We start from the raw sequence: 25560 nt of genomic DNA on the forward strand, positions 1-25560 counted from the left end.
CCATGAACGATCAAAAGAAAAATTGGCTGGATTAAGTCCAGTAGAATACAGAACTCAACCCAGCCAATCATCTGCATAATAAAACTCTAACTTTAGGGGTAACCACCTAGAAGGACATCCTATCCAAGCGTTTTTTGTATATAGAAATTAGAATGCCGGCATTTGCCAAGCCTTTAATGGCAAGTGCCTTACACCGCACAGGATGTGATGGTTTGACGGTGATCACCTACCCATGACAACCAGTCTATCGGTAGATTCTCTATCAATAAATGAAGCAATCGACCGTGACACTGTATGAAGGACAAAACTTTTTAGCAATCTTACTAACACCTATTAGGAATTTGTTAATTCAATTCCTATCTTTCATTATTCTGCGCTTCGTAAGTACAAATAAGGCATCCACCAATAAGCTCGGTGAATGCCAAGTTTTCTATACATAAACATGAATGGTTGTTTTTGTTTTTAGCGCATCCTTCCTCTATAACGCCCTCTATGTGTGAATGAGTACAATGTAAGATAAATGGATAGGAATAAAAGCGGTAACGTGATATATAGTGGAATAATTTGCATTAAGCCAAACAGGTTTAAAATAAAGGCGAAAACTGTTAATAGAAAAAATAAAACAGGAAGAAGATCTTGCAACAATATAACCCCCAATCATGAAGATGTCCTAGTAACACTATATGTAAACAAATTATGAATTATAACTGTGACATTTCTGTGAAAAAGTGAACAAGATATTGCACAAAAAATTAATCCTTGGTATATTATAAACGTGAGATAATTCACAAACAAAAACCCCTTTGTTTGAACATGAAACTTTCTCCCATCCCCCCTTTGTTATGATACAAAGAATATAAAAAGGATATACGCTGCCCCGTATATCCTCATTTTTTGTCTTCATTTATTTATCATATGTTAACTGACAGGCTGGCTAAATCAAAAGAAAAACGCTTTTGCCTTGTTTGATGTGTCGCTGTCATCGCTTTCCTTGTCCTTTGGCACTAGCGTTAACTCCGTTGAATGTGTCTTTAGCGTTGATATTCCCAAAAAACGCCATGTTTCACCGTAATCTTTTTTACAATACGTTTTAGTTGCAGCTTTTTCATCTCCCGCTCAGCTTTACTTTGTGTCCAATCATAGACGACAGCAATTTCCTTATTTGCAACTACCCCATACGTAGCAAGAAAGTCTTCTAAACGCGGTTTTTCAGCAGCTGTCGGTTCATATTGGAGCATTTGGTGTAATACATGTTCATATATATCGTAAGGATAAAGTCCAGATATTTTTAATCCTTGTTCTTCTGCCTTTTGATTGAAAAAGACAATAGTAGGAATGTAGTCAACGTCCATTTCTTTGGTTAATTTCAAATCGCATTGAAATGCCTTTTTAGCAGAAGACGAATAAAGATCATCGGAAAATTCATCCATATCCAGATTTACTTCTTGTGCACAACGCATTAGTACAGTTTCATCTGAAATATTTTCTTTTTTTAGAAACGCATTTTCTTGTATTTTTCGTAAGTACAACTTCCCAGCTCGTTTTCCTTGTAATTCCGCCGCTTTAATCGCTAGCGAGGCAATCCAAGGAGCATCTATCGTTTTCTCAATCCATAAGTCACCATCACAGCACATACCAGTTCGGGATGCGGTTCTTTCCCAAATATCTTTTAGTTTTTTTGGCTTATCAAAGGCATCATTATTAAGGGATGCGAGATGTCCGCTAAGAATTGGGCGTAACGTAAAATAATGACCATATTCAACTGTTAGTTTCTTTAGGTAAGGTTCTAGTGACCAGCATTCAGGACAAAGAGGATCAACAAATACATAAATTTCCAGTGGCTTCTGAATAAATTCAGAAAACCCATACATTTCCGATGTGTTTGTATGATTTGAGCGCTTAAGCTCATTATACTTCCAACTCACATCGATTCTCCTTTCTTATCACTCTGGTGTATTCATCATGTGATGGGCTGTCATTGTTAACTTTTCAAACATAGCCGTACGATAAGGTTCTTCTATACCAACTTCATCTAATGCTTTATCCATGCAATCTAGCCAAGCATCCCTACGTTCTGGTGTGATTGTAAATGGCATATGCCTACGTCGTAACATGGGATGACCACGATCTTCAGTATATAGCTTTGGACCTCCGAAAAATTGTGTTAAAAAAAGGCGCTGTTTTCTCGCCGTTTCCGTTAGGTCATCTGGAAAGATCGGGATCAATTTTTCATGTTGTCCGACACGTCTATAAAAAGCGGTTACTAATTGATCAATTGTGTCAAATCCACCAATCGCTTCATAAATTGTTCCGTATCGCGTCATGTCTAACTCTCCTACTATATTTGTATCAATTGTAGCAACGTCATATAAAGAGGGCAACTGATCTGATTGCACTAGGATTTCAACTTAGTTCGGTCGTGCAGCAAAAAAACGTTCAATTTTATTAGGTGTGGAGCGTTTTGGAATGGAAAATTGGTCTAAGATCGATTGAAATACCCGCTCACCAATCTTACTAGATGGTGCTTCAACTTCTAATTCGTAATCTGTCTTATCATGATACGTATTATAATCAAGCACTAACAATGCATCCTGATAGGATAATTCCCTTCGTGTTGTCGTTAGATTACCAAAATAGACGAGGTCATCCCCTGTAATATCTTTTGATGCTAATTGTTTACTTGTATTTGGTTGTGGGATGATCATTCCATGTAACCACTTTGTAGCAATATCCTCACTGATGATATCATGCGTTTCCAATAATCCTTCTGCATGTGGTTCTTTTAACGTTAATGTATACAAATCCCCTTTTTTCCGTATACGAAGAGCACATCCATGTTTTTTTAAAGCAAAATCTTTTGTCTCAAAATAATAATTGGTTTGTGATGTCCCTTGTTGTGGAAAAGAGAAGTGTGTTTTAATTAACTGAAATTCCCCTTTGGATAATAAGTTTTTATATTCAATTTCTATTTCCTGCGTCATTACGGATACCTCCACTAGCATGACTAATTCTTGTATTGATTATGGCGAATTCCTATGAAAGATGCAAAGATTATTTCTTATCTTATGTTATGATTAGATTGGTAGTAAACATTTTTAGGTGGTGTAGAACATGAATTGGGAGTCATTCCTTGCTCCATATGCACAGGTAGTAGAAGAATTGAAAGTAAAACTGAAAGGAATGCGTGCACAATTTGAATATGAATCCAGGCATTCTCCTATTGAATTTATCACAGGTAGAGTGAAACCAATTCCAAGTATTTTAGAAAAAGCAAATACTAAACAAATCCCGATGGACCGTATTGATGAAATTCAAGATATCGCTGGTTTACGGGTAGTATGTCAATTTGTGGATGATATATATAAAATTGTAGAAATGCTACATTCTAGAAAAGATATGACGATTATTGCAGAGAAGGATTACATAGCAAGAAAAAAAGAAAGTGGCTATCGTTCTTATCATATGATTATAGCCTATCCAGTGGAAACAATTCATGGAGAGAAAAAAATACTAGCAGAAATTCAAATTCGCACCTTGGCCATGAACTTCTGGGCAACCAATGAACATTCCCTTAACTATAAATACGAAGGCCGAATTCCAACAGAAATTAAGACACGACTACAACGAGCTGCCGAGGCTGCCTTCAAATTAGATGAAGAAATGTCTAAAATAAAAAACGAAGTACAAGAAGCACAACGAATATTTCATCGCAAAGACTCAAAAGCCTGATTAGAAAGTATCTTATGTTGGTGAAACCTTAAATCCCACAAAAGGAGAGAAAAAAGTTGAAGTTTGCCATTGTATCTAAAGGTGATGATCGTTCCAATAAGATTAAAGCAACCATCAAACAATACCTTACAGACTTTGATTTAACCTATGAAGAAAAACATCCTGATCTTGTCATTTCTGTTGGTGGTGATGGCACATTTTTAGAAGCATTTCACCGTTATAGACATTGCTTGGAAAACACTGCTTTTATTGGCGTACATACAGGTCATTTAGGTTTTTACGCAGATTGGACACCTGATGAGGTGGAAAAGCTGATCATTGAAATTGCGAAAACACCCTATCAAATAGTTGAATATCCTTTATTGGAAGTAATTATTCGATCAAAATCAGGAGGCACAGAGGACCGTTTTCTAGCCTTAAATGAAGCAACGATTAAAACGGCAGATGGATCAGTGGTGTTTGATGTGGAAATAAAGGGGGAGCATTTTGAAACGTTCCGAGGGGATGGTGTATGTGTTTCGACCCCATCAGGTAGTACTGCTTATAACAAAGCCCTAGGTGGTGGGATTATTCACCCCTCATTAGAAGCAATTCAGTTAACAGAAATGGCCTCCATTAACAATCGGGTGTTCCGGACAATTGGCTCCCCACTTATTTTACCAAAGCATCACACGTGTTTATTAAAACCACTTGTGGATCGAAGCTTTTTAATAGCGATTGATCATTTTACGAAAAGCTATACCAATGTAAAATCGATTCAATGTCGAGTGGCAAAGGAAAGAGTACGGTTTGCCCGATTCCGACCATTCCCATTTTGGAATCGAGTTAGGGATTCGTTTGTGACAGAAGAAGATTAACCCAAGGAGATTTTATTGTTGTTTGCTTACTGTTTAAGTTGGTTGTAATTTGAGATCGATTTGTAATCCGCTCCAGAAATACACTACGCTTTTTAGCGGTCTCCCCACGAGCCACCGTTGCGAAAACCACACTGTGGGGTCTCTTAGGTTCGTTTCGACGGACAGGACATCCTAGTACTGGCGTTGTCACAGGACGTGACGATGTTAGATTAAATTTCATCACTCAAAACATGCAAACAACTAAAAAGAACATAATGAAACATAGTGAAGGTGACAAAAGTGGAATGGACAATCAAGAAAGAACATGAAGGGTTTATGATTCGTGATTATTTACAGCAAATCCATGGGTTTTCCCGCCGAATGATTAAGGCCATAAAGTTTGATGGGGGAAACATCCTTGTAAATGGGTCTCCCCAAACTGTACGTTATATATTACAGACTGGAGATTGTTTAACGATTGAATTCCCAAATGAGCTTAAAGGGGCAACAATGGAACCAATCGAAATGGAATTATCCATTGTATATGAGGATGACAATGTAATTGTATTAAATAAACCAGCACATATCGCAACTGTTCCACCATTACATCACCCCAGGATCTCCATTGCAAATGGTTTATTACATTACTATAAGCAAAAGGCTATTCCATATACCGTTCATGTCGTAACAAGGCTTGATCGAAATACCTCTGGACTATTGTTGGTTGCTAAACACCGCTATAGTCATTCGTTATTAGCAGCTTCTCAGAAAAAAGGAGAAGTAAAACGACATTATCAGGCGATTGTAGAAGGTCATCTTGCAAAACCAAAGGGAACCATTGACCTTCCAATTGGGAGAAAAGAAGACTCCATTATAGAGCGTAGGGTAGATCCTGCTGGAAAACATGCGATTACCCACTATGAAGTGCTAAAAGAAATCGGTGAACTTTCGCTTGTTCGTGTGAAATTGGAAACAGGAAGGACACATCAAATACGTGTCCATTTTGCCCATTTAAATCATCCATTAGCAGGGGATGATTTGTATGGTGGATCGATAGAGAGAATTGATCGACATGCCCTACACTGTGATAGATTAGCATTTATCCATCCGAAAACAAAAGAACTACTAGAATTTGAAGTACTGATGCCAGAAGACATGCAGTGTTTGATTGATTAAGAAGGGTGCTCACATCATACTGCTTTCTGGTGTAAAACATCCTGCGTATAGGATGGAGGTGTGCAGCAGGTTTAACGAGCCATTAGGAAAAGGTCGAAAATTTCTCTTCTACCAATGGTTGTTTCGATGGTACTGAGATGGTTTGTTCTTCTGGCAACTGGAAAGCGGTTAAGGCATTTCCAAACACACACCCTGTATCAATGTTAATGGTTTTGTTAACGATACGGGGTTCCTTTACTGGGGTATGGCCATAGACAACCCAATCGTTACCCTCGTAATGTTGTGCCCAATCTCTACGTACAGGCCTTCCATCTTCATGCGTTTCACCTGTAATATCCCCATAAAGAACAAACGTTTTTACTTTTTTATCGTTTCGCCCGATTAAAGATTCCTTGATACCAGCATGGGCAACAATTGCACCAACTTCTGGTAGCTGCAAATAAAGGGCTGCATGTTCATATAGGCGCATGAATTGTGCTTGGATAATTCGTTGTTCTTTTGCAGATAATGCCTCATATTCCGCAACCGTTGTTTCTAGACCATGTTGAATTTTCACATTATTACCGAGAAAATAACGATATAATTTATTACAATGATTGCCAGGTACGTATTTCGCAATTCCTTTCTCCATCACCATTTCATGGACAAGCCGAATGGCATCAATTGACTGCGGTCCTCGATCCGTAATATCTCCAAGAAAAACTGGAATCCTTCCTGCTGGATGAACATAGCTATTTTCTTCCTTTTGATAACCTAATTTCTTAAATAAATCTTCTAATTCCTCATAACAACCATGTACATCACCAATTACATCAATTTTCATGAGCTATTCCCCTTTGCGAAAATTTAGATGGAAAAGAAATCGCCACATGTACTGTGCCGATTTCTTTAGTTCTTGCCTATATTTGTTATATCTATTCCTGTCTAGGTTCTTGTCATTATTCAAACATATATTGTCTTGTTCTGGAATGGACATTGAGAACGATACCGATAGCAAGCATATAGGTTAAGGTAGAACTTCCTCCATAACTTAAAAACGGTAATGGTAAGCCAGTAATTGGGAGCAGCTGTATCGACATACCGATATTTTGGAAAATCTGATAAGCAAACATCCCGATGATACCAGTCACTAGATAACTACCATATTGGTCATTACTTAATAAAGCGATATGGATTAAACGATAAATTAGTAGGAAAAACAAGGTTACGACCACACTTGCACCAATGAAGCCAAACTGCTCTGAAATTGCAGTAAAAATCATATCGGTATGGCGTTCTGGTACGTACACTTCCATATCGGTGATTCCTTTACCAAATAATTGTCCTGATCCAATTGCCATCATTGCCAAAATCAGCTGGTAACCAGAATCGGCATTTTGTTCTGGATTTAGCCATCCAATAAAACGACTAGACACATGCTTGAATATAGATTCCTCTAAAAAGGTTGCAATTGGTCCTGGAAACAGGTAATAAGTAGCAATCAGTGCGCCTACAAATAGAACACTAAGTAAGGTTAATCCAAATAGGATACGCCATCTTATTCCAGACACAAGAATCATACTTCCAGTAATGGCAATTAAGACGAGCAGTCCACCTAAATCTGGTTGCACGGCAATAAGTCCCATTGGTGGTATGGCAACAAGCATAATTTTTGTAAATAGCCATAAGTCATGCTTAATCTCTCGTTGAACAAACTTCGCATGGTGTCGGACAATTAAATGCGCTATCGTAATGATTAAAAATACTTTCATAAACTCGGCTGGTTGAATCGTTCCTAAGACTGGAATCGAAAACCAACTAACTGCACCATTTGCTTCTACAACATATTGAGCAGGAATGCCAAGAAATAATAGAAGAAGTAATAAAATGCCAACACCATAAAGGAACCACGTAATTTGGTGGAAACGATCATAGTCAATAAGCATTGTCACCACAATGACAATTCCACCGACTATATACCATATTATCTGCTGAAAGGCAAAATTGCTATTATCATATTTTGCTGGTAATACAGGCTCCAATGTATAAAGGGTAAAGACACTTACAATCCCCAGTAGTAACAAAATAAACACTAATGTATAATCAATACTTGAGTTTGGTTGTTTATCGTTCATGATATATTCATACTCTCTCTTTATAAATTCTTGTAAGCATACACGAGGATGCTCCTCTTAGTAAGTTTACACGAAAATGGACTATTTTTTAAGCGTGATTATGTTTTTTAGTCACTTTCGGGTGTTTTATTCTGCCGCAATTGATTTATACAGCGATGCGCTTAGGAATGAACTTGGCACTTTTTTATCATACACGGGCAAAAATGAGAGACTTCCTGGTTTTTCTTGATGAATCGTCATTCCGTTATTTGCTGAAAAATGCGTGTTTGGAGTGTGTTCTGTAATCCTCGTTCCGTTATATACAATTTTTTCCATCATCATCCAATGATTTAATGTGATTAGCGGAACGAGGATTCACCTCGACCTCAAAAGAAGCGCTTTTCTTATCAATAGCGGAATGAGGAACCGCCTAGGTTTTTATGATGAAAACAACCTTTAAGATTAGTTGCTTATGGAAGCAAGAAAAATAGTAGTATACAATAGGTATGGAATTGCTTATGCTGGTGTGTTAAGAGGAAAGGTGTGTGGCATATGGAAACAAACGCAGAACAAGAAAAACACTGGGATCAGTTACAAACGATGTTGCAAAATGAAGCCATTAAATCTTTTCGTGATGAGTTTTTAGATATGCACCCTTATGATCAGGCTGTGTTTTTCATGGAACAGTCGGAAAAGATACGGAAACAAATTTATACGTATTTATCCCCCAAGGAAATCGCTGGGATTATGGAACATATTGATTTAGAAGATATTAAACCATTTTTCTCTGAAATGGATCCACGATTTGCATCGATGGTATTTACAGAACTAGCAACAGATGATGCAGTAGATATATTAAATGAACTCGAAAAAGAGCAGGTTGTTAGCTTTTTAACCATAATGGATGACAAGGCATCAGATGAAATTAAGCAGCTGTTGCATTATGAAGAAAAAACAGCTGGTAGTATTATGACAACGGAATTTCTAGCCATCTATCAAACCGAAACAGTTGATAAGGTGATGAAACGGCTAAAGGTAGAAGGCCCAGATGCGGAAACAATCTACTACTTGTATGTGTTAGATGAGGATAAGCGATTAGTCGGTGTTGTATCACTGCGGGATTTAATTATTGCAGATGAGAATACATTGATTGAGGAGATTATGAGTGAAAAAATTGTTTCTGTTTCTGTAGCCAAAGACCAAGAAGAAATTGCTCAAATGATGCGTGATTATGACTTCTTAGCACTACCTGTTATTGATTTTCAAGCACACTTATTAGGAATCATAACGGTCGATGATATTATGGATGTTATGGAAGAAGAGGCAAGTGAAGACTATTCCAAACTTGCTGGTGTGTCTGATATGGATCGTCCAGATGACAATGCGATTTTATCTGCAAAAAAACGTCTTCCATGGTTGGTGGCTTTATTATTTTTAGGAATGTTAACAGCAAGCTTAATTGGACGGTTTGAAGCAACATTAGAACAAGTTGCGAAATTAGCCATTTTTATTCCGTTGATTGCAGGAATGGCTGGAAACACAGGAACCCAAGCATTAGCTGTCGCTGTTCGCGGATTAGCAACAGGTGATTATGGAAAACAAGGAAAGACAAAATTAATTTTACGTGAGGCATTAACTGGCCTGATTACAGGTTCTGTCTGTGGTATTGTCATTACGGTTGTGGTTTACCTATGGCAAGGTGAGGTTTTCTTAGGCTTACTTGTCGGAATATCGATTATGGCATCGTTAATTGTTGCTACCCTGACAGGATCATTAGTCCCCATTATAATTGATCGTTTTCAAGTAGATCCTGCTGTTGCGTCAGGTCCTTTTATTACCACGATTAATGATATTATATCCGTTTTAATCTATTTCGGATTGGCAACTGTGTTTATGGATCTTCTAGTTTCATAGGTTTTTTAAAACTCGAGTGTGACTTGTTGGTGAGTCATGCTCGTTTTTTTATGGATGGCTCTTTTCGAATACTTTGTTGTTTTTTACTGCAAATAATCTATATAATGTGCAGTAGTTTTATCTATAAAAAACCGATACGGAAATACACTTCGCTTTCACCATGGGCATAAGTGCGACTGTCCGAAGTGGAAATCAACGGGGTTAAGTTATTGCGCATCATACATCTTATATGCATGACGTTTCGAACTAGAAAGCAACAATCATTTAAAAATAGCCTTATGGATAAATTATCGGCTAAAGAGCTTCATTTCATTGATAACAATTCCTAATCTGGGTTCATATAATAATCTGACTAGAATGATAAAAGGAGAGGTTATTCCATGGGTAAAAAGAAATACGCAAAAGATCCATTACTATATATCCGTCAACCAGAAATTAAAACCCCAGAAGCCAATATGCAAGACCACTATACAACTCCAAAAAAGAAACAGGAAGAATCTAGAAATAAGCAAAAAAGACAAGGGAAACCAATTAAACGCCAAGGATTCAAAGATAATTCCAGTCATCACCAACCATTTACAGATGGTGAGCTTTATGAAGAAGAGGATGTAGACATACATGTTGATGAGGAAAAAGAATCAGATGAAATAGAAGAGTCTAGGGATGAAGATCAAGGCACCAATCGGAAGAAGTTTAAAGAAATGACCTTAACCGAGAAAGTTGATTATTTGGCTCAGCGCCCTTCCTATGTTCCAAATTTAAAATGTGAAGTAAAAACAATGGAACGAAAATATCGGGGGATCATCACCGACTATAAAGATGACCATGTCCATATGAGAGTAGGCAGGAGAAATGCGGAAATCCCTTTTGATACTATTACTGACATCCGACTAGTAGGATTTTAAAGTGATTATATGTAAAAAACCATTGAACAGGGGAAGTAGGCCCACTGTTCAATGGTTTTATTTTGATAATTATTAGAATGCGGAGATTGCTGGTAAGCATGTTACATGGCAGAAGCAATTTAGATCAACTGTCATGCAAATACCTGTTGCACGTAATTCGCCTGTGTGTTGTTCAACTGGGTTATCTGGTTTAGGGTCGCCATCACTTGGGTCTCTTAATAGTTCAAGTACTGCGCAGCAATCATCATCTACATCTTTAACACGGAAGTAGAAGCTTCCGACAATATTGCGGATATCATCTGGATCTGCACCATATCCTCTAAATGGTTCGCAACCGTCCTTGCAGTATAATAGTACAGGTACTGTGTCTAATCCGTTACCAGGATCTGTTTCTCCTAGTAAATCACTAATTGACTGTTCGCAACTTGTGTCACAGCAATTTTCAACTATATCTTCTTGAGCATCAGCTATTTCGCGAAGAATATCACATACACAATTACCTGTTTCAAACTTTTTGCCACAACCCATGAATGATTACTCCTTTCTGTATCTTTTTTGCTTGCTTTTCCCTAATAGGGTATGTATGTTGTATAGATTGGTGTGGGCAAACATAAGAGGTGAAAAAAATCCGTTTGAGAGAATGGAAGAAATAGGGCATCTGTCTATACCCATAAAAAAGGGCTAACATACACTAATATCGACCATGTATCGAAAAGGAGTGATTAGTGCTATGTCTGACAACAAAAAAGTCATACATGTAAAAGACTTAGTCATAAAGGCAGATAATGTCCATATAGAACCACCTCAACGCCAGCCACGCTTTGACCCAATCTTTGGACCACCACGTCGTCGTGTAGAACATGAAGAAGAAGTTGTGGAATCATCCAGTTCTCATGAAGCACTAGAAAGTTCAGAGGAGAAGGATGATGAGGAGGACCGAGGTAATAGAAGAAGACCGTTCTCTTGGATCTAACATTATGTATATCGAGAAGAGGCAGCTATCTCATTAGCTGTCTTTTTTGTTTAAGGCTATTTTCGCATCCTTTGTTGTTTTCTTAATGTCGCAGTATATCAACTATTCACTAAGATTCATACTAGAAAACATAACAATCTTTTATAAAACAGCCTTGTTTAGTTTAGTTGTGAAATTTTTTCAATTATGCAGGAAATATTGTGCGTGATAACGAATTGTATATATAGGAGAATGATGCATAATATTCTTGAAAAAAGGGTATAGATTAGTAGAACACGTTTTATTGATGTCTTAATTGGAAAGGGTGGATGCATATGGGTTATGTATTACCAGTACAAACGCATCATTATCAGGATTATCAAAAACGTGTCACCAAAGAAAAAGCGAAACCATTTTATATCAATAAGGCAAACAAAGTAGTTTTTGATACCAAGTATTACGATTTGCAAAAAAAGCTGGAAATGAAAAAAATGGTAACAACAGGAAAGAAAGTTGTTGGCATTGAGCAAGACCAACTGGAAGAACATGATGATGTATATGCAACTGTCACAGGGAAAGGAAGAAATATCGATGCACAAGCATAATAGGATGGAAAGAAACATAGAAAAAAGCAGACAAAAATATGCCTGCCTAGTCTGTGTTTCTTTTTGTTTTGTTTTTAAATGGATAAATATATAAACGCTCGCCTTCAATGTATTCTGCATAAAAAACATCTTCTACTGTTGAGTAATTTTGACGTTCGATTTCATTACGTAACCACTCTTCTGTTAAATTCGCCTCACGTAAGTTATCCCATATTATTTCACCATCGCTAATTAGCGTTCTTGCTAATTTAGGCTGAGTCGGTGCAACATTGAGATCCTTCTTTGTCGGTGTTTGGTATGCATCTTTTTTTAAGACAGAAATGGTTCCGTCAGTTTCTAATACTGCATATTCCACTTCCTTCAGAGCAAAAACATCTTTTTCTCTTAATAGTTGTTGTAAACCATCCATATCAATTTTATTCTTGGTCATGACATCTCGTATGAGTTCGCCTTTGTGAATGATGAGAGATGGTTTACCTTCTAGAAAATGGCGGGTCCGTTTAAACTTTTGGGTAATTTTTTCGATGGAATATAATAAAATACCCCATAGGACAACAACAAATGCAATTTCCGGTATTCCGTTTTCTTTTTCAAATAATGCATTCCCAACTAATTCACCTAATAGAACAGCGGAGATGAAATCAAAAGCGGTTAATTGCGAGATTTGTGTTTTCCCTAATACTTTTGTAAGGATAAATAAGGCAAAAAATCCGAATATGGTATCAGCAAACATTGATAAGTAGTTATCCATGAAACAATCCCCCTATAATGTCATCAACTATACTTTGTCCAAAATGGAGGATTTGAATACATAGCGATTTATCAACATGAACGGAAATATTAGAGAGCTGTTATAGCCTTCTTTGTTGTACGTTTTCAGTAACTGTATAAAGAAGAAAAAACATCGTTAGAAGGGGAGTAGAGCAAAATTATCAATGCTTTTTCAGCAAAAAAGTAGCAAGAAGGTAACAGAGAAGGCTTGTCAGTACCCGTTTCAGCAAGAAAACCAGCCAAACGGTAACAGAGCCACCATCTTATCAAGCCCATCATCAATAATAAATTACACACATTATTTCATTTGAAATAATGTGTGTATACATATCCATAAATATTAAATTAATCCAATTCTTTTACCATGGTTACATGCGGAATGCCTGCATCCATGAATTCCCCAGAAACGGTTTTATATCCGAGGCTTTTATAAAATCCTTCTGCATGCTTTTGTGCATTAAGTTTCGCTTTTTTGTTTCCTTTGTCTTGAATGATGTCTTCAATAAATAAAATCATTTCTTTCCCATAGTTTTTACCACGATGTTCTTTTAAGACACAAATGCGTTCAAGCTTTCCATATTCATCGACCCAACGCATACGACCAGCAGCAATTGGCTCCCCGTCTTCATAACCGATAAAGTGGATGGCTGTGTCATCATGCTCATCCACTTCAATTTCAGGTGGTACATTTTGCTCATCTACAAAGACAATGTTTCGTACATGAAAGGCTTGATCTTTTTCTGCTTTTGTTTCGACAACTTTAATGTTCAATCTAGACGTACTCCTTCCCAAATACAAATGATTCATATACTGTCCAAGATCCATTTTCTAATTGATATAATAGTTGAAAACGGTCAATCGTATCTTCTAGCTGGAAGTGCTTCATTTTCATACTACCGAATACATCCGAATACTCGTCATGATTTAATTTTTGTGCGATGGTGATATGTGGGACAAAATTGTACTCCATGTTTTTCGGAAATTTGCCCTGGTGCATCTTTGTAAATAAATCCTCTAATTCTGGAATGGGCTCTACTTTTAAATAAATGGTATTGGTTACTGGTGCAAATGTACTTACTTTATTCATTTTGATTTTGAATGGCTCTGTTTCATTTGCAATATGTTTTAATTCGGTAATTAATTCGCTGATTTCTTCGTCGGTAGCTTCGAAAGCTTCTTTTAACGTAATATGTGGTGGGATAAGTTCGTAATGTGGGTCATAGCGTTTGCGATATGAGTTGGCTTCGTCCTGGATTGGTTTGGATGGGAAAATGGCAACTCCATATTTCATTTTTACAACCTCCTATTTTAGGTTTATACATATGGTATACTTGTTCCATTCTTACATTCCGTGCAGGATAAGGATGGCTAACTTCTAGTATACCAAAAATCACGTAATTTCGAAAATACATTTTCTAATTATTTTTACAGTTTCTAAGGAAGTCCCCACCTTAATCAAAAAGGATGGGGAGTGCACGTTTTAAGTCTTTTTGCCAATATTTCCATGTATGATCGCCATCTTCCAATTCATCATACACATAGTTCATGCCTTTTTTCTCCAAAATTTCATTTAAGGCACGATTAGGCGTTAAAAAGTCCATCACTTTTCCATCTGTTGTAGTGACCTCTGTTTCGTTCGTTCCTATCGTATGATAGATATCAATTTTGTGGATATCTGTGGCATTTCTCGCGGCTTCTAATACCGTATCATCGACATAAGGGGACTGCATCATGACTTTTCCAAATGTGTTTGGATATTTTATCGCGGTCATGAGTGCTAATGTCCCAGCTAATGAATCTCCAATAAGAGCACGGGATTGTCCCATGTGATAGGTTGGCAGTAAATCATCCAAAAATGGTACAACTTCCTGGACTAAAAATTTAATATAGACCTGTTGTTTTTCTCCAGTTGGATGATATTTCATACGACGATCTTTTTTATCATGATAATGAATCCCAACGAAGACCGTATTGGTAATCTCGTCCTCATCATGTAGGCGGTCACTATAGGTTGCAATTCGCCCCATTTGGAAATAGTCATCTCCATCCTGCATGATACAAATGTTATATTTATAAAGAGGGGAGAACATTTCTGGTTGATATATCTTTAACACCATCGTTTCTTCTAAGTATTTACTCTTAATCTGTTCTTCCCTCATGGTTCCTTTTCTACCCAATGATAACACCTCATTTTTAAGTTGCTAGTTGGCGTAATTGCCCTTGATATAGATCATGGTAATGGCCATACCGCTTGATTAGTTCTTCGTGTGAGCCCTGTTCGATAATTTCCCCGTTTTCTAGCATAATAATATGGTCTGCTTCTTGGATCGTATTTAGTCTGTGTGCAATGACAAAACTAGTCCGTCCTTGCATGAGACGTTTTAATGCTTCTTGAATTTTTAATTCAGTAACGGTATCAATATTACTCGTTGCTTCATCTAAAATCAGGATAGATGGATCTGCCAGTAGTGCACGTGCGATGGTAATCAGTTGTTTCTGCCCTTGACTAATTCCACTGCCATCTTCATCAAGTAGGGTATCATAGCCATTTGGCAACCGTTCAATAAAATCATGTGCATTCGCATTTTTAGCAGCAGTAATCACTTCTTCATCTGTTGCATCAAGACGAGAGTAGCGAATATTTTCCCGAATCGTTCCTTCAAATAAAAAGGCATCCTGTAATACAAATGCCATATGGCTTCGTAAGCTAGACCGCTTTATGTCCTTAATATCGATTCCATCCAACGTAATTGTACCGTTTCCATAGTTATAAAAGCGAGAAATAAGATTAATAATCGTTGTTTTGCCAGCTCCTGTATGACCGACAAAGGCGATGGTTTGGCCTGGTTTTGCTTCAAATGTAATGCCTTTTAAAATCGGAGTTTTTTCATAGGCAAAGGTTACACGGTCAAATTCTATGTGGCCATTTGTCGTGTCAATTTCGATGGCAGTTGGCTCATCAATCTCTTCCTGTTCCTCGTCTAAAACGGTAAATACACGTTCTGCACCAGCAATAGCAGACAATAATAGATTAAATTGGTTGGACAATTCATTAAGTGGCCGCGTAAATTGGCGAGCATATTCTGTGAAAATAACGATGACCCCGACTGTAATAATTTCTTGAATCGCTAAAATACCACCCGCTAATGCGATCAAACCAAAGCTTAAGAAGTTGAGCATGTTCATGACCTTTGGAATAAATCCGGAAATGGTCATCGCCCAAAATCCAGACTGGCGTAATCGTGCATTCTTTTCCTCAAATTCACTGATCACCTTTTTTTCTTGGGAAAAAGCTTTAATAATATGCTGACCAGATACAGTTTCCTCTACATAGCCATTAAGATCCCCTAAATGCTTTTGCTGTAATTTATAAAGTGGTCCAGTTCGTTTGGTAATCCAGCGCATCGCCAAAAACATGGCTGGAATAATGCTCATGGTTATAACCGTTAACAGGGGACTAAGCACAAGCATCACAACAACGGTTCCAATAAGGGTTAAAATACTCGTGAAAATTTGGATTACAGACTGATTCAATGTGTTGTTGACATTGTCAATATCATTTGTAATCCGGCTCATTAATTCCCCGTGCTGCCGTTTATCAAAATAGGAAATAGACAAACGATGGAATTGCCAGAATAAATCAGCACGTAAAGCATAAACAGTATTTTGTGCAATACCAACCATCCAAAAGTTTTGCAAAAAGATGGCTAACGAATGAAACAAGTAAACAAAAACTAAAAACACAAGCAGTATCCCTAGGCCAGCTGTTTCTCTTGTGACAATAAAATCATCAATTGCCATGCCGACCATAAATGGACCAAGCAAGCTTAATCCTGAACTAATCATGACCATGAAAATAACTAAAAATAATTTTCCCTTTTCCCGTGCCAAGTAGGACCAAATTCGTTTAATGGTTCCCCAAGCATTTTGTGCTTTATCTCGGTTTTCTATTTGAATTGTGTCCAATGGAATTTTCTCATATTGGAAAGGGTCTTTTAATTGTTTAAGTGGCATATGGGTACTCCTTTCCAAATTGTGATTCCACAATGTTGCGGTATAATCGGGAAGTTTGTAATAACTCGTGATGAGTGCCAACCGCTAAAATAGTCCCATTATCCATTAGTAAAATGCGATCAGCACGTAAAGCGGATGCAATTTTCTGGGTGATCATAAGCGTTGTACATTCATCTTTACTGATAGCATCTAATAAACGTGACTCTGTTGCTAAATCTAGTGCACTAGTACTGTCATCTAACATTAATATAGTAGGTTTTCGAATAAGTGCGCGTGCGATCGACACCCGCTGTTTTTGACCACCAGACAGGTTAACCCCTTTTTGTCCAATCTTGGTATCATATTGATCAGGTAATTCTGTTATTGTTTCATGAATTTGCGCATCTTTGGCGGCTTGGATGATATCATGTTCTGTAGCATCTTCTTTTCCCATCGCAATATTTTCTCGAATGGACCCAGTAAATAGAAGTGGACTTTGTGGGACATACCCAATACTTTTACGTAATTGTTCCATTGTATAGGAAGTAATTGGTGTATCATCCAATAAAATAGATCCATCATCGACATCATATAAGCGCGGAATCAGTTGAAATAACGATGTTTTCCCTGCACCTGTTGCACCAAGTATGGCAATTTGCTCCCCAGCTTGTACGGTGAAATTGATATCTTGTAAGACTTGTTCATTCGTCTCTGGATAGGAAAAAGAGACATGATGAAAAGCAATGTTTCCTTTTGTAACTGCTGCATCTTGGTTCGCCTCTTCATAATCGATTAAGTCAATATCTAATGTCAAAACTTCCTTTAAACGTCGGGCAGAAGCTAGTGCACGGGAAATCCCCATTGTAATGAACGAAAACATCGAAATCATCATGGCTACACGTAAGGCGTAATTGACAATGGCAACGACATCCCCGACAGATGTTTGATTTGCTATGATTTGGCTGTTTCCAAACCATAAAATAAACACTAAGCTCACATTCATGACAAAGAGCAAGATCGGCATGGAAGCTTCCACAAATCGAAAGGTCGAACGTGTCTTGGTTGCGAGATCTTCATTTGCTTTGGTGAAGCGAGACTCCTCCACGTTACGACGAAGAAATGCTTTAATAATCCGCATACCTGCTAGGTTTTCCTGCATGACACGATTCACTCGGTCAACCCGTTTTTGCACCTGTTCAAACATTCCACTTGCACGACGAAACACCCATATTAAAAATACAATGAGAAGCGGGACAGTTATTAGGAAAATGATAGCAATGCGAGCATTGACAATAAAGGACATGATCACGCCACCAACCACAATGAGTGGAGCCTTCGTCATGATTCGTAACGCCATGAAAAGGGTCTGTTGTAATTGGCGTACATCATTTGTAAATCGTGTAACAAGTGCTGAAGTTGGATAACGATTTAAATTGGCAAATGAAAAGGATTGGATCCGTTCAAATAATTTCTCCCGGATATCATAGGCAAAATTCAAACTGGTATGGGAGGCATAAAACGAATTAAAGATCCCTGCCACAAACGCAGTAAAGGCTAGACCAATCATAATAGATCCCCACATCGCGATCGTATGTAAGTCTTGATTCATCACACCGTCATTAATCATTTTTCCGAGGAAAAAGGGAAGGAGCAATTCCACAGCAAGTTCAATCATGGTTAAGGCATAGGCGATGATAATCGGTAATTTATAAGGTTTTAAAAAGGATAAAATATGCTTCACAGTGATAGACCTCCATTCCCCAATGTAAAAAATAAACTAATTTTCACTCTATTATAATGTGAAACGACCATTAAAGTCGAGTGCCTGGCACCACCCGAATTTTGTCGAATGGGAGTGAGATGTGCGTTATTTTTATATTGACAAGGATGGAGGATTTGTATATAGTATTAATTGTCCATATTCCCTATACGATTCCGTAGCTCAGCTGGGAGAGCGCCACCTTGACAGGGTGGAGGTCGTTGGTTCGAGCCCAATCGGAATCATACCGTATACTGTGGAACCCTTGATATACAAGGGTTCTTTTATTTTGCTCATATATACCTGTCATCGTAAAATATCACTTTGGTCACATATTGGTCACACAGTAAATAAACCTAAGAATATACATATCGAAAAACATGCAAAAGTTAAGTTAATGTCAGGTCAATTCTAAATCAATCATCTAGTAATAATATAATAAAGGAATCCCAATACAAGTTAATAGAACAAGATTGAAAGAAGCATATACAGAATTTAGTAGAATACTATAAAAACTCCAGAGATTTATATTGAGTCACACTATTGATAGATTAGTCGAGGATTGGACATTTCTTATGGCACTGATATTAATGTTACCATCCTCTTAAACCATGCTTTTGTAAATGAAATTAAAGAAATATATTATAAATGAGTAATTAAACAATGAATGTTGTTTTTCTACTAGTTAAAATAAGCTTATCAAAAGGGTGCTTGCTTTTATTCCTTATATTTTAGTGACTTTAATTAGTTAACTCGGAACAGCGTGTGAAACCACATCATTGCAGGTGGGTAATATCATTAAGTAGCATGTGTATGCCTTAATGCATGAAAATTTCATTTCTTATCTATAGGACTTGCTTTTAAGGTGTATCTAAAAGCCCTTATTTATTGGCCTCTTTCTCAAACTCTTGTATTTCTTTAATGGTTAATACCTTTTTCACCTTTCCGAAAATGCTATGTCTACCTTCCGACGTTTACTTCCGTCTTGTAAATAACGAGCAGTTGTACTCCTCTATATCCCCAAATAAATACAGGATATGGCAAGAATGTCTTACGTCTATCGTGTCTGTTAACGGAATCTTTCTTGTTGTCATTCTAACACCTTCTAATATAAAAGATTAACGTTGTTTGGAATTTAATAATTTAATTATCTTTATCACTCTCTTGGATATAAATAGAAGGATAAATAAAACCATTATTTTCAGAGTCATAGAGAGGTGAGTCTACTATTGCCGTATCTGTCATTAAATAAGGATACATTTGCATCATTTGGATATAAGCCTTCGCTGTAAGAAGGGAAGCATTATAGGATTGGACATAGATGATATCATTCCTCGTAAATTTTTTAAATGTCTTCGATTGCCTGACTTTATTTATTAGTTCTCCCTCTAGCGGATTCTCGTGTGATTCATGTATCCATATTCTTATTTTTTTTGGGTTGTTTCTCTTTATGAATAAGAAGTTTTCTACAGATTCGTGACAACCAAGCACTGTATCTTTATCTATTAAAAAAAGATGCTTCTGTATGTAATCATGATTTGCTAGGCTTTGAAAACTATTCTTAATTTGCTTAAGATGACGATAATCGTCAATAATAATGCAAAAACTCTCTTTTTCCATCCCTGTTAAGACAAATGTAACAACCTTTTGAATGTAACTTTCTAGGTTATTGTAGAGATAAATAACTTTCCCCTGATCCATCCTTCTTAATGACTTCGATATTTCACTTTTAAGAATGGTGCTGTTCGATACATTTTCACTTAAGTGTTCTTGAAAAAACATTAAGGGTTTAAATCCCAAGACCTTGGAAATATTTACTGCAACATTAAAACCAGGATTACGTTTTCCAGTTTCAATTTGTGAGTAATAAGCTCTATCAATAAATGCTTTACTAGCAACTTGCTCCTGTGTGAGTCTTTTTTCTTTTCTGAATTGGATCAACCAGTCTCGCTTCATATGTACCCTCCAATCCACACTATCAATCATATATTTAACAGCCTTTTTATATAAAGAATTTAGTATAGTATCCTTACTTAATTGAAACATATAGAATAGAAATTCACTTTCCGAGTTGTAATAAGTGGATTACCAAAAGCAGTATACGACCTTCTATCGGAACCTATTAGCGTTTTTCATAACGTTTTCTTACGTAGCTAGCCACCGCATTATTGCTAATAATTATATGCATTCATTGTATCTTGTCAAATAGACATAGGACAAAGTATCGACAAATTTTGTGGCATTTCGACACATTTGCTACTTTTTGATTACAAATAAGGTATGATATAGGCAAGATGTACTACATAATTTGAATGTTTTACTAAAAAATTGTTACACTAGGGAGTTTTTTTATGGAAAAACAAAATATCGACTTGCTAGAAGAAATGATGTATAAGAGAAATTTCCATCATGTTTTTCAACCTTTATATAACTTAGATACTTGGGAGGTAAGTGGCTTTGAGGCATTATTACGATCTGATTTAATTGAATCTCCTGATAAGCTGTTTAATATTGCAATTCATAATAATATGTTATACGAGTTGGACATAGCATCTGTCTATCATGCATTGGACTCAGCCTCAAAAAGGAGTAGTATTCGTAAGTTATTTATAAATGTATTTCCATCTACTATGGTGAATCCACAGTTTTTATCATTTTTAGAAAAAATGAGTCACCATAGATGTAGTAGGAATAAGCAAATTATTTTTGAAATGAATGAGGCGGAAAAATTTGTAGATACATATGTTGCACGGAAGGTAATAGATGATATAAAAGGTATGGGATATGGTATTGCTATTGATGATTATGGAAAAGGAGAGGCATCCATAGAATCGATTGTAAACCTTGAACCAGATATCATAAAGGTAGATCAGCAATTTTCTAAAAATCTTTTTAGTTGTATGGAAAAGCAGAGCGAAATAAAAATGTTGGTCCAACTATGTGAAGAAAAACAAATGAAGCTAGTGCTAGAAGGGATTGAGGATGAAAGAGATTTAGCTACAGCCAAAATACTAGGTGTTCATATTGGACAAGGCTTTTTATTGGGTAAGCCCCAAAGCTATACTAATTTTTATTTGAGAGAAGGGAATTTTTAATAGCTTTATACCACAAAATGATTTGTACTGGAACAGGGTGAGACATTAATGTGTGTTCTCGTCTTTATTTTAAGAGATTTTTTGTCGATATATGTAATATGATGTCGTTTTTATGACATAGATCACTTCGATTACCAATATTTTACTATAACCTATAAAAAGACTTATAGATAGAAAAAAACAGAAGGGAGAGAGATTCTGTGTCCCTAACAGTTAAAGAAAGAAACAGGTATATAACGGAAATATTAAATGGCACATATTCATCATTAAAAGCAGTTGTCCCTATTAATTATGAATTATCAAAACCAAAATTAGTCGAACAATCCATACATATACAGTTTGGGGTTTTAATTGGTATTACTGGTGACATAAAAGGGAAATTAGTTTTAGATGGTCAAACCTCTATCTTTGGGTCAGTAGGTGAAACCATGTTTGGAATGCCTTTAGAAGGGGAAATGCTAACATCCTTTAGTGGTGAACTAGGAAACATGATAGCTGGTGGCTTATCGACCAATGTGGCTGAAAGCGGAATAAATATCGATATTACTTCTCCAACGATCGTACAAGGTAATACGAAATTGTCAGGGTATAAAAAAGCACTTCACGTATCTGTCAATCTAGAAAATGTTGGAGAGATGGGGATTTGTTTGTTACTGGATTAAATAGGTATGTGTTTCTATCTATTTATCCACAAAATCTATTAAAAAATGAACTAGACCAATAGAGAAGGAGTAAAGAAATGGTGAAAGTGTTAGTAACAGATGATGCTGCATTTATGAGAATGCAGCTTAAAGATAATCTGACAAAGCTCGGTCTTGAGGTGGTAGGAGAGGCAGTAGATGGTGCTGATGCCATCGAAAAATGTAAGGAATTAAGACCAGATCTTATTACGATGGACATTACAATGCCTGAAATGAACGGGGTAGATGCTGTGAAAGAAATAAAGAAGTTGGATGGTAATGTCAAAATGATTATGTGCTCAGCCATGGGACAACAAAACATGGTGTTAGAAGCTATTCAGGCAGGTGCCCAAGATTTCATTGTAAAACCTTTTACCTTCGAGCGAATTAAGGAAGCAGTGGAAAAAGTATTTTAATATCGGACATAAGAAAGTGGTGAAAAAATGAAAACGTTAAAAAATATCATTACCTTTAAAAATTGGAAACTAAAAACAAAGCTAATTGTCTCTTTTATTTTGATTCTATTAATTCCAAGCATTGTCATTGGCTTTAGTTCCTATCAAAAGGCACAATCTGTTTTAGCGAATTACGTACTTGATACTGCAGCAGAAAATGTCAATAAACTAGATACGGAAATTACACAAACGTTTGAACCTAAATTTAATGACTTAACCTTTTTGACGGGTCAAATAACTAGTTCGATGTATGAAGATAATCAAGAAATTCATGAACAATTTACACAATATGTTGAACTACATCCAGAAATAGCCGCAATCTATGTTGGTACGAGTGATGGGCAGATGATTACAGAACCTGCTTTAGACTTTGGTGATGATTTCGATCCTCGAGATAGATCTTGGTATGCAGATGCGACGTCTAGTGATGGAGAGGCAGTAATTACTGAGCCATATGAAGATGCAGCTTCTGGTGAAATGATGGTTACGGTTGCAAAAACAACAAATGATGGAAGTGGTGTAATAGGGATTGATGTTACCTTATCCGAAATTGCAGCATCGGCCGGTAACATTAAAATTGGGGAAAGTGGCTATGCGATTATTGTAGATAATTCCCATAACTATTTGGTTCATCCAGAGGAAGAAGTAGGAACTGAGGCAAATGAAGAATGGTCAGAAATAGTTTTAAACCAAGACAATGGTCATACTTCTTATATCATTGATGGTGAGGAAAAAGAACTAGAGTTTACAACGAATGAGGTAACAGGCTGGAAAGTTTTAGGAACGCTGTATACAAGTGAATTAGAAGAAGCAGCATCAGGGATATTGACGACAACGATGATGGTCATCGCAGGAGCGTTAGTAGTGGGACTTGGAATCATATTCGTGGTCATTCGTTCCATTATAAAACCAATTAATTCCCTAACAGCTAGTGTGAAAAGGATTAGTGAAGGAGATCTAACTGAAAACGTTAATGTCGATTCAACTGATGAAATTGGCAAACTAGCTTTAGGCATGAAAGAAATGCAATCAAGCCTGAAAAAAATTATTCACAATGTTTCCACTGCATCAGAAAGCTTATCCAGTCAAAGTGAAGAGTTAACACAATCAGCTAATGAAGTGAAAGAAGGTTCTAGCCAAATTGCAACAACCATGCAAGAAATCGCTTCTGGTTCAGAAAGACAAGCAAACAGTACAAGTGAATTATCTTCCATTATGGGAGATTTTGCTACAAAGGTTCAAGAAGCTAATGAAAACGGGGAAAGCATTCAACGGTCGTCAGGTGAAGTATTAGAAATGACAGATGAAGGAAGCCAATTAATGCATGCTTCCAACGAGCAAATGAAGAAAATAGATTTGATTGTGCAGGATGCTGTACAAAAAGTCCAAGGACTAGATACACAGTCACAGGAAATTTCTAAATTAGTTTCTGTTATTAAAGACATTGCTGACCAAACCAATCTTCTGGCATTGAATGCAGCAATTGAAGCTGCAAGAGCAGGGGAACATGGACAAGGTTTTGCGGTAGTTGCGGATGAGGTACGAAAACTAGCAGAACAAGTATCTGTGTCCGTAACAGATATAACGGATATTGTGACCAATATTCAAAATGAATCTAGTAATGTTACGGATTCCTTACAAGGTGGATATAAAGAAGTCGAACAAGGAACTACACAAATAAAATCGACGGAAGAAAAATTCAGCCTCATTAGTAAAGGTGTTACAGAAGTTGTGAGCAGTATAAAAACGGTAACAGATAACTTATCCGACATTGCAGCGAACAGTCAAGAGATGAATGGATCTATTCAAGAAATTGCAGCAGTTTCTGAGGAGTCCTCTGCTGGCGTTGAGGAAGTTTCTGCATCATCTCAACAAACAAGCAGCTCCATGGAAGAAGTGGCAACAAGCTCAGAGGAACTTTCTAAATTAGCTGAAGAATTAAATGGGTTAGTACGGAAATTTAAAATCTAACAGTTAAAGTGCGTGTTCAAAAAGGAGGATTAAAAGGACCGAGTCGGCTAAGGTCTCTGGCGTCCTGTTGCAACGCCTCACGCTAACGTCCTGTGCGTCTCATTGGCTAAAACCGTCACGTCCTGTGACAACGCCAATACTAGCACGTCCTGTGCGTCGAAGTTCGAGGCAGCGTTTTAAACTTTAGGATAGGCACCTTTTCCCTCATAAATGCGGGTGGAAAAGGTACCTGTTTTTCGTGCTTTTGTTATTATTCGTCTAAATTGATCCATGTTTTTCCATCTGTGTTATCACGTACAGCTTCCTGCAAAGGAGTTAATGGATAATCTTCCATTAGGCTTTCGTTATGTCCTGGATACTGTTCAAATTCTGTATTGACAACATCATTCACAACTGCAGGATTGTCTGTCTCTTGTCTTACATTGTCCATTTGTTGTTCAAAAAAACTTTTCTTTTTCATGATTGACCTCCATTTATCATGATGATAAACGTTATTCTTCCACTTTTTTAGCGTAATATGATATTTCGATAGATGTTTGCATTAATAGCGGAACCGCCTAGTTTTCCTGGATGAATCGTCATTCCGTTATCATCGCAAATCCCAGTGCACCGTCCCCATTCCCAAG

25 protein-coding genes and 1 tRNA gene are annotated in these 25560 nt (G+C 36.9%); 12 read left to right on the top strand and 14 right to left on the bottom strand.

Annotation, left to right across the window (positions count from 1 at the left end; all coding sequences use genetic code 11):
- Positions 1 to 1031: 1031 nt before the first annotated feature.
- The 3 genes from GHC26_RS14855 to GHC26_RS14865 all read right to left on the bottom strand — a co-directional run bounded on the left by GHC26_RS14855 (position 1032) and on the right by GHC26_RS14865 (position 2981).
- The gene (locus tag GHC26_RS14855) at positions 1032 to 1925 is read right to left on the bottom strand and encodes a ClpXP adapter SpxH family protein (RefSeq protein WP_318937099.1); all 894 of its coding nucleotides are present in this window, start codon (positions 1923 to 1925) and stop codon (positions 1032 to 1034) included.
- Positions 1926 to 1943: 18 nt separating this feature from the next.
- Entirely contained in the window at positions 1944 to 2324 is a 381-nt protein-coding gene (locus tag GHC26_RS14860) for a globin domain-containing protein (RefSeq protein ID WP_163972043.1), read from the bottom strand.
- A gap of 84 nt (positions 2325 to 2408) precedes the next feature.
- On the bottom strand, positions 2409 to 2981 hold the full coding sequence (locus GHC26_RS14865) for a CYTH domain-containing protein (RefSeq protein WP_163972044.1): 573 nt from the start codon (positions 2979 to 2981) through the stop codon (positions 2409 to 2411).
- Between the two features lie 130 nt (positions 2982 to 3111).
- Here GHC26_RS14865 and GHC26_RS14870 point away from each other — a divergent pair, with 130 nt between their 5' ends.
- The 3 genes from GHC26_RS14870 (at position 3112) to GHC26_RS14880 (ending at position 5741) form a co-directional block, all read left to right on the top strand.
- Positions 3112 to 3729: a GTP pyrophosphokinase gene (locus tag GHC26_RS14870; RefSeq protein WP_163972045.1), complete on the top strand. Its 618-nt coding sequence runs from the start codon at positions 3112 to 3114 to the stop codon at positions 3727 to 3729.
- Between the two features lie 56 nt (positions 3730 to 3785).
- Positions 3786 to 4586 carry an NAD kinase gene (locus tag GHC26_RS14875; protein ID WP_163972046.1) on the top strand — a complete coding sequence of 267 codons (801 nt, stop codon included), beginning with the start codon at positions 3786 to 3788 and terminating at the stop codon, positions 4584 to 4586.
- Between the two features lie 270 nt (positions 4587 to 4856).
- Entirely contained in the window at positions 4857 to 5741 is an 885-nt protein-coding gene (locus GHC26_RS14880; protein ID WP_404821800.1) for an RluA family pseudouridine synthase, read from the top strand.
- A gap of 82 nt (positions 5742 to 5823) precedes the next feature.
- Here the strand turns inward: GHC26_RS14880 and prpE are convergent, their stop codons facing one another.
- Together prpE and GHC26_RS14890 are read right to left on the bottom strand one after the other, a co-directional pair.
- Positions 5824 to 6564 (bottom strand): bis(5'-nucleosyl)-tetraphosphatase PrpE, encoded by a 741-nt coding sequence (gene prpE / locus GHC26_RS14885; RefSeq protein WP_163972047.1) that lies wholly within the window; start codon positions 6562 to 6564, stop codon positions 5824 to 5826.
- 115 nt (positions 6565 to 6679) lie between these two features.
- Positions 6680 to 7855 carry an FtsW/RodA/SpoVE family cell cycle protein gene (locus GHC26_RS14890; protein ID WP_163972048.1) on the bottom strand — a complete coding sequence of 392 codons (1176 nt, stop codon included), beginning with the start codon at positions 7853 to 7855 and terminating at the stop codon, positions 6680 to 6682.
- Between the two features lie 531 nt (positions 7856 to 8386).
- Between GHC26_RS14890 and mgtE the strand changes: the two genes are divergently transcribed.
- Together mgtE and GHC26_RS14900 are read left to right on the top strand one after the other, a co-directional pair.
- Entirely contained in the window at positions 8387 to 9748 is a 1362-nt protein-coding gene (gene mgtE, locus GHC26_RS14895) for a magnesium transporter (protein ID WP_205599234.1), read from the top strand.
- 380 nt (positions 9749 to 10128) lie between these two features.
- Positions 10129 to 10653 carry a CotO family spore coat protein gene (locus GHC26_RS14900; protein ID WP_163972050.1) on the top strand — a complete coding sequence of 175 codons (525 nt, stop codon included), beginning with the start codon at positions 10129 to 10131 and terminating at the stop codon, positions 10651 to 10653.
- A gap of 72 nt (positions 10654 to 10725) precedes the next feature.
- Here the strand turns inward: GHC26_RS14900 and GHC26_RS14905 are convergent, their stop codons facing one another.
- Entirely contained in the window at positions 10726 to 11181 is a 456-nt protein-coding gene (locus tag GHC26_RS14905; RefSeq protein ID WP_163972051.1) for a CotY/CotZ family spore coat protein, read from the bottom strand.
- Positions 11182 to 11383: 202 nt separating this feature from the next.
- Between GHC26_RS14905 and GHC26_RS14910 the strand changes: the two genes are divergently transcribed.
- Both GHC26_RS14910 and GHC26_RS14915 read left to right on the top strand, forming a co-directional pair.
- Complete coding sequence (locus GHC26_RS14910; RefSeq protein ID WP_163972042.1) at positions 11384 to 11626, top strand: hypothetical protein; 243 nt, start codon at positions 11384 to 11386, stop codon at positions 11624 to 11626.
- Positions 11627 to 11940: 314 nt separating this feature from the next.
- Positions 11941 to 12210 (top strand): hypothetical protein, encoded by a 270-nt coding sequence (locus GHC26_RS14915; RefSeq protein WP_163972052.1) that lies wholly within the window; start codon positions 11941 to 11943, stop codon positions 12208 to 12210.
- 46 nt (positions 12211 to 12256) lie between these two features.
- Here the strand turns inward: GHC26_RS14915 and GHC26_RS14920 are convergent, their stop codons facing one another.
- From GHC26_RS14920 to GHC26_RS14945, 6 genes are all read right to left on the bottom strand, one after another.
- Positions 12257 to 12961, bottom strand: a complete 705-nt coding sequence (locus GHC26_RS14920) for a DUF421 domain-containing protein (protein WP_163972053.1) — start codon at positions 12959 to 12961, stop codon at positions 12257 to 12259.
- A 365-nt stretch (positions 12962 to 13326) separates the two neighbouring features.
- On the bottom strand, positions 13327 to 13752 hold the full coding sequence (locus GHC26_RS14925) for a GNAT family N-acetyltransferase (RefSeq protein ID WP_163972054.1): 426 nt from the start codon (positions 13750 to 13752) through the stop codon (positions 13327 to 13329).
- A gap of 1 nt (position 13753) precedes the next feature.
- The gene (locus tag GHC26_RS14930) at positions 13754 to 14272 is read right to left on the bottom strand and encodes a YjcG family protein (RefSeq protein ID WP_163972055.1); all 519 of its coding nucleotides are present in this window, start codon (positions 14270 to 14272) and stop codon (positions 13754 to 13756) included.
- Between the two features lie 160 nt (positions 14273 to 14432).
- Positions 14433 to 15158 carry an alpha/beta hydrolase gene (locus tag GHC26_RS14935; protein WP_163972056.1) on the bottom strand — a complete coding sequence of 242 codons (726 nt, stop codon included), beginning with the start codon at positions 15156 to 15158 and terminating at the stop codon, positions 14433 to 14435.
- Between the two features lie 16 nt (positions 15159 to 15174).
- On the bottom strand, positions 15175 to 16995 hold the full coding sequence (locus tag GHC26_RS14940) for an ABC transporter ATP-binding protein (protein WP_163972057.1): 1821 nt from the start codon (positions 16993 to 16995) through the stop codon (positions 15175 to 15177).
- Positions 16985 to 18715 carry an ABC transporter ATP-binding protein gene (locus GHC26_RS14945; protein WP_163972058.1) on the bottom strand — a complete coding sequence of 577 codons (1731 nt, stop codon included), beginning with the start codon at positions 18713 to 18715 and terminating at the stop codon, positions 16985 to 16987. Before GHC26_RS14945 ends, GHC26_RS14940 begins: the two co-directional genes overlap by 11 nt.
- A 190-nt stretch (positions 18716 to 18905) precedes the next feature.
- On the opposite strand from GHC26_RS14945, the gene GHC26_RS14950 reads away from it, so the two are divergent.
- A tRNA-Val gene (locus tag GHC26_RS14950) sits at positions 18906 to 18978 on the top strand.
- An 898-nt stretch (positions 18979 to 19876) separates the two neighbouring features.
- On the opposite strand, the gene GHC26_RS14955 is transcribed toward GHC26_RS14950, so the two are convergent.
- A complete protein-coding gene (locus tag GHC26_RS14955) occupies positions 19877 to 20689 on the bottom strand; it encodes a helix-turn-helix domain-containing protein (protein ID WP_163972059.1) in 813 nt (270 codons plus the stop codon).
- Positions 20690 to 21084: 395 nt separating this feature from the next.
- On the opposite strand from GHC26_RS14955, the gene GHC26_RS14960 reads away from it, so the two are divergent.
- The 4 genes from GHC26_RS14960 to GHC26_RS14975 all read left to right on the top strand — a co-directional run bounded on the left by GHC26_RS14960 (position 21085) and on the right by GHC26_RS14975 (position 24934).
- Positions 21085 to 21828: an EAL domain-containing protein gene (locus tag GHC26_RS14960; RefSeq protein WP_163972060.1), complete on the top strand. Its 744-nt coding sequence runs from the start codon at positions 21085 to 21087 to the stop codon at positions 21826 to 21828.
- Positions 21829 to 22028: 200 nt separating this feature from the next.
- The gene (locus GHC26_RS14965) at positions 22029 to 22490 is read left to right on the top strand and encodes a chemotaxis protein CheX (RefSeq protein ID WP_163972061.1); all 462 of its coding nucleotides are present in this window, start codon (positions 22029 to 22031) and stop codon (positions 22488 to 22490) included.
- A 77-nt stretch (positions 22491 to 22567) separates the two neighbouring features.
- A complete protein-coding gene (locus tag GHC26_RS14970; RefSeq protein WP_163972062.1) occupies positions 22568 to 22924 on the top strand; it encodes a response regulator in 357 nt (118 codons plus the stop codon).
- A 27-nt stretch (positions 22925 to 22951) separates the two neighbouring features.
- Positions 22952 to 24934, top strand: a complete 1983-nt coding sequence (locus GHC26_RS14975; protein ID WP_163972063.1) for a methyl-accepting chemotaxis protein — start codon at positions 22952 to 22954, stop codon at positions 24932 to 24934.
- A 250-nt stretch (positions 24935 to 25184) separates the two neighbouring features.
- On the opposite strand, the gene GHC26_RS14980 is transcribed toward GHC26_RS14975, so the two are convergent.
- The gene (locus GHC26_RS14980; RefSeq protein WP_163972064.1) at positions 25185 to 25394 is read right to left on the bottom strand and encodes a hypothetical protein; all 210 of its coding nucleotides are present in this window, start codon (positions 25392 to 25394) and stop codon (positions 25185 to 25187) included.
- Between the last annotated feature and the right edge of the window lie 166 nt (positions 25395 to 25560).

It is taken from the genome of Oceanobacillus halotolerans (genome assembly GCF_010993955.1).
GTDB classification, from domain to species: Bacteria; Bacillota; Bacilli; order Bacillales; family Amphibacillaceae; genus Oceanibacillus_A; species Oceanibacillus_A halotolerans.